The organism is Ramlibacter sp. (genome assembly GCF_029866045.1).
Taxonomy (GTDB): Bacteria; Pseudomonadota; Gammaproteobacteria; order Burkholderiales; family Burkholderiaceae_C; genus Ramlibacter.
In genome coordinates this window covers 13,703-27,527 of sequence record NZ_JARXAB010000048.1, presented here as the reverse complement: position 1 = coordinate 27,527, position 13,825 = coordinate 13,703, and the positions used below count along the sequence as shown (strand labels likewise).

Genomic DNA, 13,825 nt, shown 5'->3' with positions numbered 1-13,825 from the left:
CCCTGCTAACAAGGAGATCACCGTGCATCACTCCGACAATCCCCAAGTCAACCGCCGTCAGTGGCTAGGTGCCTCTGGCGCCGGCCTGGCCAGCTTGGTCCTGCCCCTGGACGCGTTCGCCCAGCAGGGCGGACGCCGTGTGCTGGTGATCGCCGCCACGCAAGACATTCCCAACTTTGACCCGCATATCGCCACCGGCTATTCGGCCAGCTTCCTGCTGCGCAACGTCTACGATGCCCTGGTGCGGGTGGAGGGCAGCCCGCCCAAGCCGGTGCCTGAATTGGCCCAGTCCTGGACCGTCTCCGGCGACGGCAAGACCTACACCTTCAAGCTGAACCCGGCGGCCCGCTTCCACAACGGCAAGCCGCTGACCGCCGACGACGTGGTCTATTCGTTCAAGCGGGCGCTGCGTCTGAACAAGGGCAACGCCTGGATGATCCAGGGCGTGGTCGGCCAGGACAGCGTGACCGCCGTCGATGCGGGCACGGTGCGCTTCAACCTGCTCAAGCCGTTTGCCGCCTTCATGCACGTGCTGCCATGGATCTGGGTCGTGTCCAAGGCGGATGTCGAGGCCAACCTGGGCAGCGACGATGGCCAGACCTATCTGCGTACCCAGACCGCTGCCTCGGGTGGCTTCAAGGTGCGCCGCGCAGAGGCCGGTAATCTGTACGAACTCGATCGTGTAGACGGTTGGCAAAAAGGCGGCGGCAACCTCACAGGCGTGATCTGGCGCATCGTGCGCGAGACCGCCTCGCAGCGCCTCTTGATCCAACGCGGCGAAGTCCATATCGCGGTCGATCTGACCAGCGAGGACATGGACGCTCTCAAGGACAAGCCAGGGGTGGTGCGCATCATCGAGCCGGAGTACCGCACCTTCTCGATCAAGATGAACACCCGCCACGGCCCCATGGCCGACCTCGACCTGCGCAAGGCGGTGTCGTATGCCGTCAACTACAAGGGCATCCTGGACGCCGCTGGCTACGCCGACTTGATGGTGGGCCCGCTTCCCAACGGCATCCTGGGTCACAACCCGCAACTGGCCGTCTACCGCACTGACATGGCCAAGGCCAAGGAGCACCTGGCCAAGTCCAAGTCGCCCAATGGCGGCATCAAGCTGACCATGGCCTATGTCTCTGGCCTCGAGCAGCAGCGTCGCTTTGGGCTGGTGCTGCTCGACAGCCTCAAGCAGCTGAATATCCAACTGGACATCAAGCCCATGCTCTGGCCCGACATGGTCGCCGCCTGCGCCAAGCCCGAGACCTTCCCGGACTTCTTCCCGGTCTACCAGACCGCCAACTATGGCGACCCAGACAACGTGGCCTTTGCCGCGTACCACTCGTCCCGCAATGGCAACTGGCAAAACGCGGTGTATGCCAACCCCGAGGTCGACGTGCTCATCGAGCGTGGACGTGCCGAGTCCGATAGCGCCAAACGGGTGGCGATCTATCGTGACATGCAGCAGAAGGTCGTCGCCGATGCGCCCGACATCTTCGGTGTGCTGGAAAAGCGCAAGCTGGCGCTGCGTGACAATGTGAAGGGCTTCCAGTTCGCGCCGGTCGCCTCCAACGCCATCGAGTGCTTCGGCCTCTCGCTGACCTGAGTCGGGCCCTGACCGACTGACTCGCGCCGGCTGGCCCTGAGGGCTGCCGGCGCGCCTTGAGTACATCGCCCATGTGGTCCTATCTCGTCCGACGCCTGCTGCTGCTGGTCCCAGTGCTCCTGGGCCTGACGGTTCTGGTGTTCGCTATCGCCCGGCTGCTGCCCGGCGATCCGGTCGCCCTGGCCGCGGGCCCCAATGCATCCCCCGCGGAGATCGCCGCCTATGGACGCGAATTCGGCCTGGATCGCCCGCTTTGGGAGCAATATGGCCGCTACCTGTGGGGCCTGCTGCAGGGAGACTTCGGTGTCTCCATCTACACCCGCCGTCCGGTGATCGAGGACCTGCGTGCCTACCTGCCAGCGACCCTGGAACTGGTGCTGGCAGCCATGACGCTGGCGGTGCTGGTCGGTGTGCCCATGGGTCTCTGGGCCGCGGTGCAGCGTGACCGCTGGCCCGACTACCTCTCGCGAGTGCTCGCACTGGGCGCCATCTCGATGCCGCGCTTTTTCCTGGGCCTGCTGCTGCAACTGGGCCTGGCCATGGCCCTGGGCTGGTTGCCCCTGGGCGGGCGCTTTCCGATCACCGAGGAGTTGCCGCTGCGCATCACCGGCCTCCTCACCGTGGACGCCCTGCTTGCGGGCAACCTCAACGCCTTCTGGGTGGCCTGCCAGCATCTGTTGATGCCGGCCCTGGCCATGTCGCTTTCGCCCCTTGCCACCATCATGCGCATGATGCGCGGGTCCACGCTGGAGGTGCTTCAGCAGGACTATGTGCTCACCGAGCGCGCCTTGGGTCTGCCGCAGCGCCTGATCATTACCAAGTACGTGGCCCGTAATGCCTTCTCGGCCACGCTCACCGTCATTGGCCTGTACTTCGGTTGGCTCCTGGGCGGCACGGTGCTGGTCGAGACGGTGTTCGACTGGCCAGGCCTGGGCCTGTACGCCACCAAGGCGGTGGTGACGCAGGACTTCATGCCCATCATCGGCGTCACCTTGGTGATCGGTACCTTGTTCGTTCTGGTCAACCTGCTGGTGGACCTGCTGTATGGCCTTCTCAATCCGAAGGTGCGTCCAGCATGAGCGCCGAGATGTCTACTCCCTCCGCCCGGCGGCCTCGTAGCGCGGGTCGTGAGGCTTGGCGGCGCGGTCTGTACCGCTTCGCCCAAAGCCGCCTGTCGGTGCTGGGTCTGGCGATCGTGTCCCTGCTGATGCTGATGGCGCTGGTCGGGCCCTGGCTGGCGCCCTATCCCGAGCATCTGGAGGGCGCGGTGAGCACCGCGGCCCGATTCCAGCCGCCCTCGGCGCAGCACTGGTTTGGCACCAACGAGATGGGCCAGGACGTTTTCTCCTTGGTGATGGGCGGCGCACGGGTGTCGGTACTGGCTGGCCTGGCGGTGGTCTTGCTAGGCGCCCTGGCCGGCACTCTGGTGGGCGGCGTCGCTGGCTTTGCGGGGGGCTGGACCGACGACCTGCTGATGCGCCTGTCGGACCTCAAGCTCACCATCCCTGGCCTGGTGCTGGCGATGGCGGTCGCCGCGGCCCTGGGCCCAGGCATCTTCAACATGGTGGTGGCCATCTCCCTGTCCTGGTGGCCGGGCTATGCCCGTCTGGTTCGCGGCGAGGTCCTCGCGCGCAAGGAGGACTTGTATGTCACTGCTGCGCGCGCGATCGGTGCCCGGCCCGCGCGGCTGCTGCTGGTGCACATCTTGCCCAATGTGATGACGCCAGTCATCGTGAAGATGTCGCTGGACATGGGGTTTGCCATCCTCACCGTGGCCTCGCTGGGATTCATTGGTATCGGTGTCAAGCCACCCACGCCGGAGTGGGGCTCGCTGCTGTCTGTGGCGCGCAGCTACATGCCCGACTTCTGGTGGACGGCCATCTTTCCCGGCCTAGCCATCTTCCTGGCCGTGTTCGGCTTCAACCTGCTGGGTGACGGTCTGCGTGACGTCTTCGACCCGCGCTCACGTCGCTGAGGCCTCATGAGCGCTCCCCTTCTCGAGATCCGTGACCTGCATCTGTGGATGCGAAGCTTCGAGGGCGAGGCCCATGTGCTCCAGGGCGTTGACCTCCAGGTGGGCCATGGCGAGGTCTGGGGGGTGGTGGGCGAGACCGGCTGTGGCAAGTCCCTCACCGGCCTGTCGGTCTCGCGCCTCGTGCCCTCGCCACCGGCTCGCTATGGGCGGGGGCAGATCTTGTTCAATGGTCAGGACCTGCTCCAGATGTCCGAGGCCCAGATGCGACCGCTGCGCGGCGGTCGCATCGGCATGATTTTCCAGGACCCGACGACCAACCTCAACCCGTTATTTCGCATCAGCGAGCAGCTCGTCGATGTGGCCCTGGCCGCTGCCGCCTGGCGGCTTGAGCTTTTGGGCGTGCCGGCTGGCGCCAGTGCGCGCGAGAAGCGCCGGGCTGCCCGTGCCCTGTCGCTCGAGATGCTCGAGCGGGTGCGCATTCCCGATGCCGCCCAGCGCCTTGACGATTTCCCGCACCAGTTTTCCGGCGGCATGCGCCAGCGGGTGCTGATCGCCATGGCGCTGATCGGCCGGCCACAGTTGCTGATCGCCGACGAGCCCACCACCGCGCTGGACGTGTCGGTGCAGGCGCAAGTCCTCGCGCTGCTGCGGGACATGGTGCGCGACTTCCGCATGACCGTGCTGCTGATCACCCACAACCTTGGTGTCGTCGCCCAGGCCTGTTCGCATGTGGCGGTGATGTATGCCGGCAGCATCGTCGAGCGCGGCCCGGTTCAGGAGGTGATGAGGCGGCCCACGCATCCCTACACCCGTGCCCTGCTCGCAGCCATTCCCCGGCGCGAGATGGCGCGCGGTGCGCTCGAGGGCATCCCGGGGACGGTTCCGGACCTGATTCACCCCCCACCGGGTTGCCGCTTCGCGCCGCGTTGCGCGCGCGCGCAGGAAGGCTGCCGCGCGCAGGTGCCGGCGCTTGAGCCTGTTCCGTCCGCGCTGGCGGCCGGTGCCGGCCACGAGGTGGCTTGCTTCCACGCTCACCCTGTGGAGGCCGCATGCTGACGATCGAAGGTGTGCACAAGACCTACCCGGGCCAGCGCCGGGGCTGGCGCCGCGGCGCGCCCGTTCAGGCCCTGCAGGACGTGAGTTTGGAAATTACCCGCGGCGAGAGCTTCGGCCTGGTGGGCGAGTCGGGGTCCGGCAAAAGCACGCTGGCACGCTGCATCTTGCAGCTCGAGCCGGTGAGTGCGGGTCGCATCGTCTTCGAGGGCGAGGACCTGGCGCGCCTGTCGCCTGCCTCGATGCGCCATGCGCGCGCCCGCATCCAGATGGTCTTCCAGGATCCGCAGGCCAGCCTCAACCCCCGCATGTCGGTCCACGACATCGTGACCGAGCCTCTGGTCATCCACCGAGAGGTCATGGGCTTGGACGCACGCCAGCGTACCGAGCGTGCACTCGAGTTGCTGCAGCTGGTGGGCCTGGGCGAGCAGCACCTGTTTCGTAAGCCGCACGAATTTTCCGGTGGACAGCGCCAGCGCATCGGCATCGCCCGTGCCCTGGCGACCTCGCCCACGATGTTGCTGCTGGACGAGCCGACTTCAGCCCTCGACGTGTCGGTGCAAGCCCAAGTCTTGAATCTTCTGCACGAGCTGCAGCAGCGGCTCTCCCTGACCTATCTGTTCATCAGCCATGACCTGGCCGTCATCCGCTACATGTGCGACCGGGTCGCCCTGATCCACCACGGTCAGATCGTCGAGCAGGGCGACTGCCAGCAGGTGTTCGATGCGCCGCAAAGCGACTACGCGCGCCAGTTGTTGGCGGCGGTTCCCTCACTGGAGGGCATCGGCGCTGCAGGCTCGGACGGGCAACGGACCCCTACATGACGCGTATTGCCATCGGTGGCATGCGTCACGAGACCAACACCTTCGCGCCCACGCCTGCCGACTACGACGCTTTCTCGGTGCTCTCGGCCGAGCCCAGCCCGCTCGAGGGCGAAGCCCTGCTCACACGCCTGCGGGGCGCCAACATCCCGGTGCAGGGCGCACTGGACCGCCTGCAGGCCCTGGGTCACGCGTGTGTGCCCTTGGTCTGGGCCGCTGCGTCCCCCTCTGCCCATGTCACCGAAGACGCATTCGAGCGAATCATCGGCCGGCTGGTGCAACGCCTGCGCGAGGCGGGGCCCGTGGACGGGGTGCTGCTGGACTTGCACGGCGCCATGGTCTGCACCCACCTCGAGGATGGCGAGGGCGAGATCTTGCGTCGTGTCCGCGCGGTGGTGGGTCCTCAGGTGCCAATTGCGGTCAGCCTGGACCTGCATGCCAACGTGACGCGGCAGATGTTCGAGCTGGCCGACGCGATCACCGTCTTTCGCACCTATCCGCATGTGGACTCAGCGCAGACCGGCCAGCGCGCCGCCGACTTGCTGCACGCCATGCTGGATAGTGGCCAGCGGCCGCACAAGGCCTTCGTCGCCTTTGACTACCTCACCTCGCTGCCTTCGCAGTGCACGACGGTGGCGCCAGCGCGTGACCTGTATCAACGGCTCGAAGCGCTTCAGGCGCGTAGCGGCGTCTCGCTGGATTTCGCCATGGGCTTTGCCATGGCCGACATCGCCGAGTGCGGCATGGCCTTGGTGGCCTACGGCCCTGATGCCAGTCAAACCCAGGCGGCCTTGGCCGACATGGCCGGCGCGATTCGCGCCGCCGAGCCGGACTTCGTGACCGAGGCGCTGGCGCCTGAAGAGGCGGTCCGGCGCGCGATGGCGCGTGGCCGCCCGGGCGCGCCGGTGGTTCTGGCCGACACCCAGGACAACCCCGGTGCCGGCGGTGACGGCAACACAACGGGCTTGCTCCGAGCGCTGGTCGAGGCGGCTGCGACGGATGCGGTGCTGGCGCTCCTGATCGACGCCAATGCCGCCGACCAGGCGCATGCGCTCGGTGAAGGTGGACGCGGGCAATTTCGACTTGGCGCATCGGCCGATCGCATCGGCGGTGGCCCGGTGGCGGGCGAGTTCGAGGTCGAGCGTCTGGGCGACGGTGATATTCACTGTACCGGCCCGATGTTCGCAGGCTGGCACCTGCAACTCGGGCGGATGGCCTGCTTGCGTCACGTGACCAGCGGCGTGCGTGTGGTGCTGGCCAGTCGCAAGTTTCAGGCGGCCGATCAGGCGCTCTTGCGGCATGTGGGTGTGGAGCCTGCGCGCCAGGCCCTGCTGGCACTCAAAAGCTCGGTCCATTTCCGCAACGATTTTGAGGCGCTCGCCGCTGAGGTCATGATCGTCAAGAGTCCCGGGCCCTGCACGCTCGACCCGGCAGACCTCGACTGGCGCCGGCTTCGCCCCGGCGTGCGTCTGGGACCTTTGGGGCCAGTGCACCACCCGGATTGAGCACCCTCCATCAGCCCAGGTCGAGCAGTCCCTTGAGCGCTGGATTTTTGCGGTGTGCGAGGACCTGCTCGTTGATCAGCGCCGGCGGCAGCCCGAACACCCTTTCCACCACCCGTGCGTACACCGCCGCCACATCGGTGGTTGCGGGCAGGTCGCGGCCCTCGAACAGTTGCGGCTTGCGCAGGCCTTGCCACTGCGCGTAGACCCGCGACTCATGCACCAGCCCACCGGCAAGCAGGCAGCAGCTGCCGACGCCATGGTCGGTGCCAGTGGTGCCGTTTTCTGCCGCTGTTCTGCCGAACTCGGTCACGGTGACCACGAGTGACTTGGCCCACATCGGGCCCATGTGGGTCTTGAAGGCCGCCACCACCCGGTCGAGCGTTGCGAGTAGATCGGCATGGCTGCCGGTGTCGCCGCCTTGGCTGGCGTGGGTGTCGAAGCCATGGGTGAAGTCGATCAGCCCCAGCCGCGGGCCCTGGGGCGCGCGCATCTCCTCGGCCGCCAGCCGGCCAAGCTCTGGCAGCGAGCGCGCCGTCGCGAAATCGGGACGCACGTTCTGTGTCTGGCGCAGGCGCAGGCTCTCTGTCTGAATCACCGGGGCCAAGGGTGCGAGCAGCGGGTCGCTGGCCCAGACTTGCGTCAAGGCCTGGGCCACTGGCTCGCTGGGGATGGGCATCCAGTTGGGGAACTGGGTGGACGCCTGGTGGTTGCCACGAAGAATTAGGGGCATCGGAATCGAGATCGCAACACCACCACCAGCCTGAGCCGCCTGCATGGCCCGACCCAGCCAGCCCGAGGACGAGGTGTAGGGCTTGGCCATCCCCGATTGCATGATGTCCTGGCCCTCGAAATGAGAGCGCCCGGTGTAGGCGAAGCCGGTGGCGTGCACGATGGCCAGCTGCCCATCGTTCCAGATCTGGTGCAGCTGCTTCATGGCCGGGTGCAAGGCGAAGGAGCCGTCCAGTCGTAAGCCGCCGCGGATGCCGATGGTGGGCCGAATGGCTTCGTAGTCCGCGTCTCCCACTGGCGGCACAGCGGTCAGGCCGTCCATGCCGCCGCGCAGCATCACGACCAGCAATCGCGGCGCGTCCGCGTCGGCGCTGGCCCAGGCCGAGGGCACCGCCGCGAAATTGAGCGCGGCCAGGCCGCTGGCGCTGCGAAGGAAGTGTCGACGGTCCATCTTCATCAGGCCCACATCAGGCCCACAAAAGGGAGGGGCTCACATGGAGCAAGGTGTTGGCGCTGCGCAGGTCACGGCGCGCCAGCGCGCTGCGCACCAGCGCCTGCTCGGCGCTGCCCTCGGCGAGGTGCCGCTCGGACTGCACTTCGAGCATGCGCACCATTGCTGCGGGCTGGCGCCCCAGGTCGTTGGACAGCAGCCCGGCGTAGCGCACCCGGCGGTCCATCAACTCTTTGGAAATCCAGTCCACCGAACGAATCGGCCAGCCATTGGGCTGGGGGCAGCGGGGAATCGGCTGGCCCAAATCCCCGAGCAAATAGTGCGTCTTGATGCCGCCGCGATCGTCCACCGGGATCGCTCGGGGCAGATCGAGTCCGGTCAGGGTGAGGCACTGCAGCAGCCAGGCTTCGGGCGAGGCGAGCTTGCGGGTACTCGCGATATGCGCCCAGCACATTTCGATGACCGCACGGTGCACCGCCGGCAGGTCGCCGCGGCTTTGCCTGAATACTTGCTCCACATGCGCCACCGCCTGTGGCGGAGGCTCGTCGTCGATGAAATACACGCACAGCTTGCGCGCCAGGTGCCGGGCGGTTGCGGGGTGCTGGGCCAGGTCGGTTACCAGGTCTGCAAGCTTGCTGTCTTGGCGAACGAAGGCGGTGTAGGTTTTACCCATGACCGTTTGCGCACCCGGCTCGTGGTGGTTGAAGTCAAAGTAGGTGCCCAGGGGTACACCGGGTTTGTGGTGACGGTCAGGCTTCATGTCACGCCAGCCGGTGAGCAGCAGCGTGGTGGCCTCAACATCCTGCTGGGTATAGCCGCCCTCCGGGCTCAGAGAAAAAAGCTCGAGCAGCTCCCGGCCCAGATTCTCATTGACGCTTCGACGGGTCCAGCCCTCGCGCACGGCGCGCGAGCGCGGGCCGGTGTTCTCGTTGTTGTCCAAATAGACCAGCATTGCCGGGTGGACTGTCGCGTGCCATAGCAGGTCGCGAAAATTCCCAAGCATCTTCGGGCGCAGCGACCGCTGGAAGGGCCCGACCAGGGTGTCGTTGTTCTGATTGCCCGGCGCCACCATGAAGTGGTTGGCCCAAAAATGCCAGAAGCGCTCGAATACCGGCGCGGCCCCATGCAAGGCGGTGCTGGCGCGGGCCTGCGCCTCCTTCCAGTGCTCGAGGCGGTGGTAGGGAATCTCGATCTCGCGCTTGCGCTCTTCTGCGTATTGCTCGCGTGGCAGGCTGCGGCCCTTGGCAAAGGAGGCCCGCTCCGCCTCCTGGTGCCGGTGGAAGGCGGTCATCACCTCGTCCATCTCCCACAGCAGGCGCATGCCCTCGGGCAGGTCGGCGCGGCGAGTGCCGTCGCGCTCAAGGATGTCGATGGGGGGTACTTGGGCGACTTGCGCCTGCGCCCAGTTCAGCGGGTCGGCTGGCAGCTGCGCGTCGGCCCGCAGGCCGAAGGCGACCCGGCGGGTGAATCGGTGAACCAGCGGCGTCGCCTGTGGGGGCATGGACAGCGTAGGAGTGTTTGGCGCGGCTGGCGGGGATCGAACCCACGACCCTTGGCTTCGGAGGCCAATACTCTATCCACTGAGCTACAGCCGCGCGTGAGCGTCGATTGTACCGGGGCACAGTCCGATGGTGCGCGGGGCAATGTGGTCCGTCGGGATCTGTCCGGGGTGCCCCTCTATAATCGTTGGTTGTTTCGAATCCGTCCGACAACTCTCCCCGCATTTCCCCCCAGAGGACGCCATGAGCGATAACCACCAGGAAGAAGCCCACACCGGCCCGATCAAGACCCCGAAGCAGCTCATGTGGGCGTCGCTCGCCGCATTCGTCATTCCGGTTTTCATCATCATCGGCCTGGTGGCCTATGTCACCTCCGAGAGCAAGCCCGCAGGTAGCGGTCAGCCCGAGCGCTACGCACTCGGTGGCCTGAGCACCAAGGACCAGGAGCGCGGCGTGGCAGAGCGTTTGCGCAAGGTCGGCGAGGTTGAGATTCGTGACGCCGACCGCCCCCTGCGTGCTGGCGAAGAGGTCTACAAGGCCCAGTGCGTCGCTTGCCACGCGAGCGGTGCCGCTGGTGCTCCTAAGTTCGGTGATGCCGGCGCCTGGGGCGCGCGTATTGCCAAGGGCTACGACGCCCTGCTGACCTCCGCCCTCAAGGGCAAGGGCGCGATGGGCGCCCAAGGCGGTGGCGAATTTGACGACATCGAAATCGGTCGCAGCGTGGTCTATTTGACCAACGCCGCCGGCGGCAAGTTCCCCATTCCCGACCGTCCGGCTGCTGCCGCATCCGCCGCGAAGTAAGGCGGACTCCGCTCATGCAAAGGCAGGCCCATGGCCTGCCTTTTTCTTGGGTGCTGGCACGCGCTGCGCAGCCAATGCCTTCTTGGATCTAGCTTGCTCTGGTCTCGCTAGGGCTGCGCACGAAGCCAAAGCGTGCCGGGAGCGACTGGCTCTCCACCGCCTCCGGCTGCCAGCGCCCGGACTCCACCGCCTCGGCGGCCAGACCCATGTCGAGGCTGTGGACGAGGCCAAAACCGATGTCGCTATCCAGGTACAGGTGGCCCAGCTCGTCGAGGTAGCAGCCCCGCACCTGCGCAGCACGTCCGGTATGGGCCTCGACGCTGCCGTCTGCCGCCAGGCGCCAGACCAGCGGCGTGACCTCGAGCTCGACATAGACCCGTTGCGGTCCGTTCTGAAAGAACCACTGGCCCTGGGCGTCGCGCTCGTAGTTGCGGTGGATGAACTCGACCAGCTTTTCGTGCCGCAGCAGCGAGCCCTTGGCCTGTCGAAACGGGCCCTGCGCTTGCACCCGATCGTCGCGCATGTACCAGCCGCCTCGGGCGTCCAGCCCCAGCCAGCCGTAGCAGTGGGGCACATGGGGCCACTTGGCGATGGCCTGGCGCACGATATCGTCCATGCGCTGATTATCAGCGTGCGCTAGCGAAGGAAAGCGTCGTAGCCGGTCTTGAGGATCAGGGCGCTGACCACCAGAATGAACATGCCGCGCACGAATCCGGCGCCATGACGCAGGGCCAGCCGCGTACCCAGCAGACTGCCAGCGATGTTGGCCAGGGCAAGGGCCACGGCGTAGTGCCACCAGACATGGCCCTTGACCGCAAAGAGGGTCAGTGCGGCGGCGTTGGTCGCGACATTGAGCAATTTGGCAGCGGCCGAGGCGTGCAGGAAGTCGTAGCCCAAGACCCGTACGAACAGAAAGATAAATAAGCTGCCGGTGCCCGGGCCGAAGAAGCCGTCGTAGAAGCCGATGGCCAAGCCAATCGCCATCGCCGCCAGACGCTCGGGCCCCGGCGCCAGACGCGGCGCATGCTCGCGCCCTAGGTCCTTGCGCGCGAGGGTGTAGGCCAGTACCACAAGCAGCACCAGCGGCAGGCCCTTGCGCAGAAAGTCTGCCGAGATCACGGTCACGCACCAGGCCCCTGTGAACCCGCCCGCCAGTCCGGCAAGTGCGGCAGGCAGCAAGGCGCGCCAAGGCAGCGTGACCCGGCGCCCGTACTGGAATGCGGCGAAAGACGTGCCGCAGATGGAGGCGCTCTTGTTCAGGCCGAAGAGCGATGCGGGAGCCGCCTGGGGAAAGATGGCAAAGAGTGCGGGCGTCAGAATGAGGCCGCCGCCGCCGACGATCGAATCCACGAAGCCGGCCCCCAGCGAGGCCAGCACCATCAGCAGCAAGTCCATGGGGGCGATTGTCTCATCGGCCCTGCGCGTACCGTTGGGATCGGCCTGCCAAAAAGGCAAAGGCGCCTCACGGCGCCTTTGCTTGGGCGCCTCATCGTGGAGGCGTCCGTCTTGTTCTGTCGATGTCTCCGATGTCTCCTCGGACCTCTCGCTTTTCAGCAGCCGCCCTGGGGTGGCCTGCGAGTTGGCGAGACTGTAGCCCCCGGCCCCGCGGCGGGGCATCAGGACTTTCCCGGCCCTGGCGGAAACCCTCGGCAAGGGCCGGTCGAGGCCGAAGACGAGGAGCAGTGCCTCGGTCAGGGCCGCGGCCAGAACGATGGCCCGGAAGGGCCTACGGGGGCCCGTTCAGGCCGCTGCCGACAGCACCCAGTTGGCGGCCTTCTCCGCCATCATGAGGGTGGGCGCGTTGGTGTTGCCGCTGGTGATGGTGGGCATGGCGCCCGCGTCCACCACCCGCAGCCCGGCCACGCCGCGTACCCGCAGTTCGGAGTCGAGGACCGCCATCGGATCGTCGTCCCGGCCCATTTTGGTTGTACCCACCGGGTGGAAGATGGTGGTCGCGATGTCACCCGCCAGTCGGGCCAGGTCCTCGTCGCTCTCATACTGCGGCCCCGGCTTCCACTCCTGGGGCTGGTAGCGAGCCAGCGCCGGCTGGCTGGCGATACGCCGCACCACCCGCAGGGATTGCGCCGCCACCTCCCGGTCCTCGGTCGTGCTCAGGTAGTTCGGCGCGATCCGGGGCGCGTCCTCGAAGCGCGCACTGACCAGACTCACCTTGCCCCGGCTGCTAGGGTTGAGGTTGCACACGCTGGCGGTGAAGGCGTCGAAGCGGTGCAGCGGCTCGCCGAAGGCGTCCAGGCTCAGGGGCTGCACGTGGAACTCCAGATCGGGCCAGGGCTTGTCGGGACTGCTGCGGGTGAAGGCGCCCAGCTGCGAGGGCGCCATGCTCATGGGGCCGGATCGGCGCAAGGCGTACTCCAGGCCGATGCCCAGACGCCCCCAGAGGCTGCTGGCAATGGTGTTCAAGGTGGCTGCGCCCTTGACCTGGTAGACGGCCCGTATCTGGAGGTGGTCCTGCAGGTTGGCGCCCACGCCGGGCAGGTCACGTAGGACCGGGATGCCCAGCGCCTGCAATTCGTCGGCCGGACCCAGGCCGGACAGCTGCAGGATCTGCGGCGAGCCGATGCTGCCGGCAGACAGCAGCACCTCACGGCTGGCGCGCGCGGTCACCATTGCACGGCCCGTCCATACCTGAACGCCCACGCAGCGCGGCGCGCCATCGGCGCCAGGCTCGAACAGAAGGCGACTGACCTGGGCGCGGGTCCACAGCTCGAAGTTCGGGCGCCCATAGCAGGTCGGACGCAGGAAGGCCTTGGCCGTGTTCCAGCGCCAGCCATTTTTCTGATTGACCTCGAAATAGCCCACGCCTTCGTTGTTGCCGCGGTTGAAGTCGTCGTTGGCCGGCAGGCCTGCTTCTCGGGCGGCTTGTGCAAACGCGTCGAGGATGTCCCAGCGCAGGCGCTGCTTATCCACCCGCCACTCGCCGCCGGCGCCGTGCATCGCGTCGGCGCCCCGGTGGTAATCCTCATGCCGCTTGAAGTCGGGCAGGCATTCGTCCCAGCGCCAGCGCGCGTCCCCGGTGAGCGAGGCCCACTGGTCGTAGTCTCGCGACTGGCCGCGCATGTAGATCATGCCGTTGATGCTGGAGCAGCCGCCCAGTGTCTTGCCGCGCGGATAGCGCAGCGAGCGGCCGTTGAGCCCGGGTTCCGACTCGGTCTGGTAAAGCCAGTCTGTGCGCGGGTTACCGATGCAATACAGGTAGCCCACCGGGATGTGGATCCAGTGGTAGTCGTCCTTGCCGCCCGCCTCGATCAGCAGCACCCGCTTGGTCCGGTCGGCGCTAAGCCGGTTGGCGAGCAAGGAGCCTGCGCTGCCGGCACCGACGATGATGTAGTCGAACTCGGGTGGGGTCATCGGGCCGTGCTCTGCTCGTTCG

General features: G+C 66.9%; 12 protein-coding genes and 1 tRNA gene. 7 read left to right on the top strand and 6 right to left on the bottom strand.

The features are described from left to right. Window positions 1-22: 22 nt before the first annotated feature. From QE494_RS05350 to QE494_RS05325, 6 genes are all read left to right on the top strand, one after another. Window positions 23-1,600, top strand: coding sequence for an ABC transporter substrate-binding protein (locus tag QE494_RS05350; protein ID WP_300041874.1), 1,578 nt, complete (start codon window positions 23-25; stop codon window positions 1,598-1,600). Between the two features lie 71 nt (window positions 1,601-1,671). Further along, window positions 1,672-2,679 (top strand): ABC transporter permease, encoded by a 1,008-nt coding sequence (locus QE494_RS05345; protein WP_300041873.1) that lies wholly within the window; start codon window positions 1,672-1,674, stop codon window positions 2,677-2,679. A gap of 8 nt (window positions 2,680-2,687) precedes the next feature. After that, window positions 2,688-3,575, top strand: a complete 888-nt coding sequence (locus QE494_RS05340; RefSeq protein ID WP_300041872.1) for an ABC transporter permease — start codon at window positions 2,688-2,690, stop codon at window positions 3,573-3,575. A gap of 6 nt (window positions 3,576-3,581) precedes the next feature. Continuing rightward, entirely contained in the window at window positions 3,582-4,631 is a 1,050-nt protein-coding gene (locus QE494_RS05335; RefSeq protein WP_300041871.1) for an ABC transporter ATP-binding protein, read from the top strand. Continuing rightward, a complete protein-coding gene (locus QE494_RS05330) occupies window positions 4,625-5,452 on the top strand; it encodes an ATP-binding cassette domain-containing protein (protein ID WP_300041870.1) in 828 nt (275 codons plus the stop codon). The genes QE494_RS05335 and QE494_RS05330 overlap by 7 nt, the downstream gene beginning before the upstream one ends. Beyond that, the gene (locus QE494_RS05325) at window positions 5,449-6,954 is read left to right on the top strand and encodes a M81 family metallopeptidase (RefSeq protein ID WP_300041869.1); all 1,506 of its coding nucleotides are present in this window, start codon (window positions 5,449-5,451) and stop codon (window positions 6,952-6,954) included. Before QE494_RS05330 ends, QE494_RS05325 begins: the two co-directional genes overlap by 4 nt. Before the next feature lie 10 nt (window positions 6,955-6,964). Here the strand turns inward: QE494_RS05325 and QE494_RS05320 are convergent, their stop codons facing one another. From QE494_RS05320 to QE494_RS05310, 3 genes are all read right to left on the bottom strand, one after another. Next, window positions 6,965-8,140 (bottom strand): DUF1501 domain-containing protein, encoded by a 1,176-nt coding sequence (locus QE494_RS05320; RefSeq protein ID WP_300041868.1) that lies wholly within the window; start codon window positions 8,138-8,140, stop codon window positions 6,965-6,967. 10 nt (window positions 8,141-8,150) lie between these two features. Beyond that, complete coding sequence (locus tag QE494_RS05315) at window positions 8,151-9,635, bottom strand: DUF1800 family protein (RefSeq protein WP_300041867.1); 1,485 nt, start codon at window positions 9,633-9,635, stop codon at window positions 8,151-8,153. 18 nt (window positions 9,636-9,653) lie between these two features. Next, a tRNA-Arg gene (locus QE494_RS05310) sits at window positions 9,654-9,729 on the bottom strand. A 147-nt stretch (window positions 9,730-9,876) separates the two neighbouring features. Here QE494_RS05310 and QE494_RS05305 point away from each other — a divergent pair. Then, window positions 9,877-10,434 carry a cytochrome c5 family protein gene (locus QE494_RS05305; protein WP_300041866.1) on the top strand — a complete coding sequence of 186 codons (558 nt, stop codon included), beginning with the start codon at window positions 9,877-9,879 and terminating at the stop codon, window positions 10,432-10,434. Between the two features lie 88 nt (window positions 10,435-10,522). Here QE494_RS05305 and QE494_RS05300 read toward each other — a convergent pair whose 3' ends face one another. The 3 genes from QE494_RS05300 to QE494_RS05290 form a co-directional block, all read right to left on the bottom strand. Then, a complete protein-coding gene (locus QE494_RS05300) occupies window positions 10,523-11,050 on the bottom strand; it encodes a DUF2946 family protein (RefSeq protein WP_300041865.1) in 528 nt (175 codons plus the stop codon). A gap of 20 nt (window positions 11,051-11,070) precedes the next feature. Next, window positions 11,071-11,829 carry a TSUP family transporter gene (locus QE494_RS05295; protein ID WP_300041864.1) on the bottom strand — a complete coding sequence of 253 codons (759 nt, stop codon included), beginning with the start codon at window positions 11,827-11,829 and terminating at the stop codon, window positions 11,071-11,073. Between the two features lie 345 nt (window positions 11,830-12,174). Beyond that, on the bottom strand, window positions 12,175-13,803 hold the full coding sequence (locus QE494_RS05290; protein ID WP_300041863.1) for a GMC family oxidoreductase: 1,629 nt from the start codon (window positions 13,801-13,803) through the stop codon (window positions 12,175-12,177). Window positions 13,804-13,825 lie beyond the last annotated feature (22 nt).

What these genes read in the sequence shown, in the direction of transcription:
- QE494_RS05345 (WP_300041873.1), top strand. Translation starts at nt 1,672, where the DNA reads ATGTGGTCCTATCTCGTCCGACGCCTGCTGCTGCTGGTCCCAGTGCTC.
- QE494_RS05340 (WP_300041872.1), top strand. Translation starts at nt 2,688, where the DNA reads ATGTCTACTCCCTCCGCCCGGCGGCCTCGTAGCGCGGGTCGTGAGGCT.
- QE494_RS05335 (WP_300041871.1), top strand. Translation starts at nt 3,582, where the DNA reads ATGAGCGCTCCCCTTCTCGAGATCCGTGACCTGCATCTGTGGATGCGA.
- QE494_RS05330 (WP_300041870.1), top strand. Translation starts at nt 4,625, where the DNA reads ATGCTGACGATCGAAGGTGTGCACAAGACCTACCCGGGCCAGCGCCGG.
- QE494_RS05325 (WP_300041869.1), top strand. Translation starts at nt 5,449, where the DNA reads ATGACGCGTATTGCCATCGGTGGCATGCGTCACGAGACCAACACCTTC.
- QE494_RS05320 (WP_300041868.1), bottom strand. Translation starts at nt 8,140, where the DNA reads ATGAAGATGGACCGTCGACACTTCCTTCGCAGCGCCAGCGGCCTGGCC.
- QE494_RS05315 (WP_300041867.1), bottom strand. Translation starts at nt 9,635, where the DNA reads ATGCCCCCACAGGCGACGCCGCTGGTTCACCGATTCACCCGCCGGGTC.
- QE494_RS05305 (WP_300041866.1), top strand. Translation starts at nt 9,877, where the DNA reads ATGAGCGATAACCACCAGGAAGAAGCCCACACCGGCCCGATCAAGACC.
- QE494_RS05300 (WP_300041865.1), bottom strand. Translation starts at nt 11,050, where the DNA reads ATGGACGATATCGTGCGCCAGGCCATCGCCAAGTGGCCCCATGTGCCC.
- QE494_RS05295 (WP_300041864.1), bottom strand. Translation starts at nt 11,829, where the DNA reads ATGGACTTGCTGCTGATGGTGCTGGCCTCGCTGGGGGCCGGCTTCGTG.
- QE494_RS05290 (WP_300041863.1), bottom strand. Translation starts at nt 13,803, where the DNA reads ATGACCCCACCCGAGTTCGACTACATCATCGTCGGTGCCGGCAGCGCA.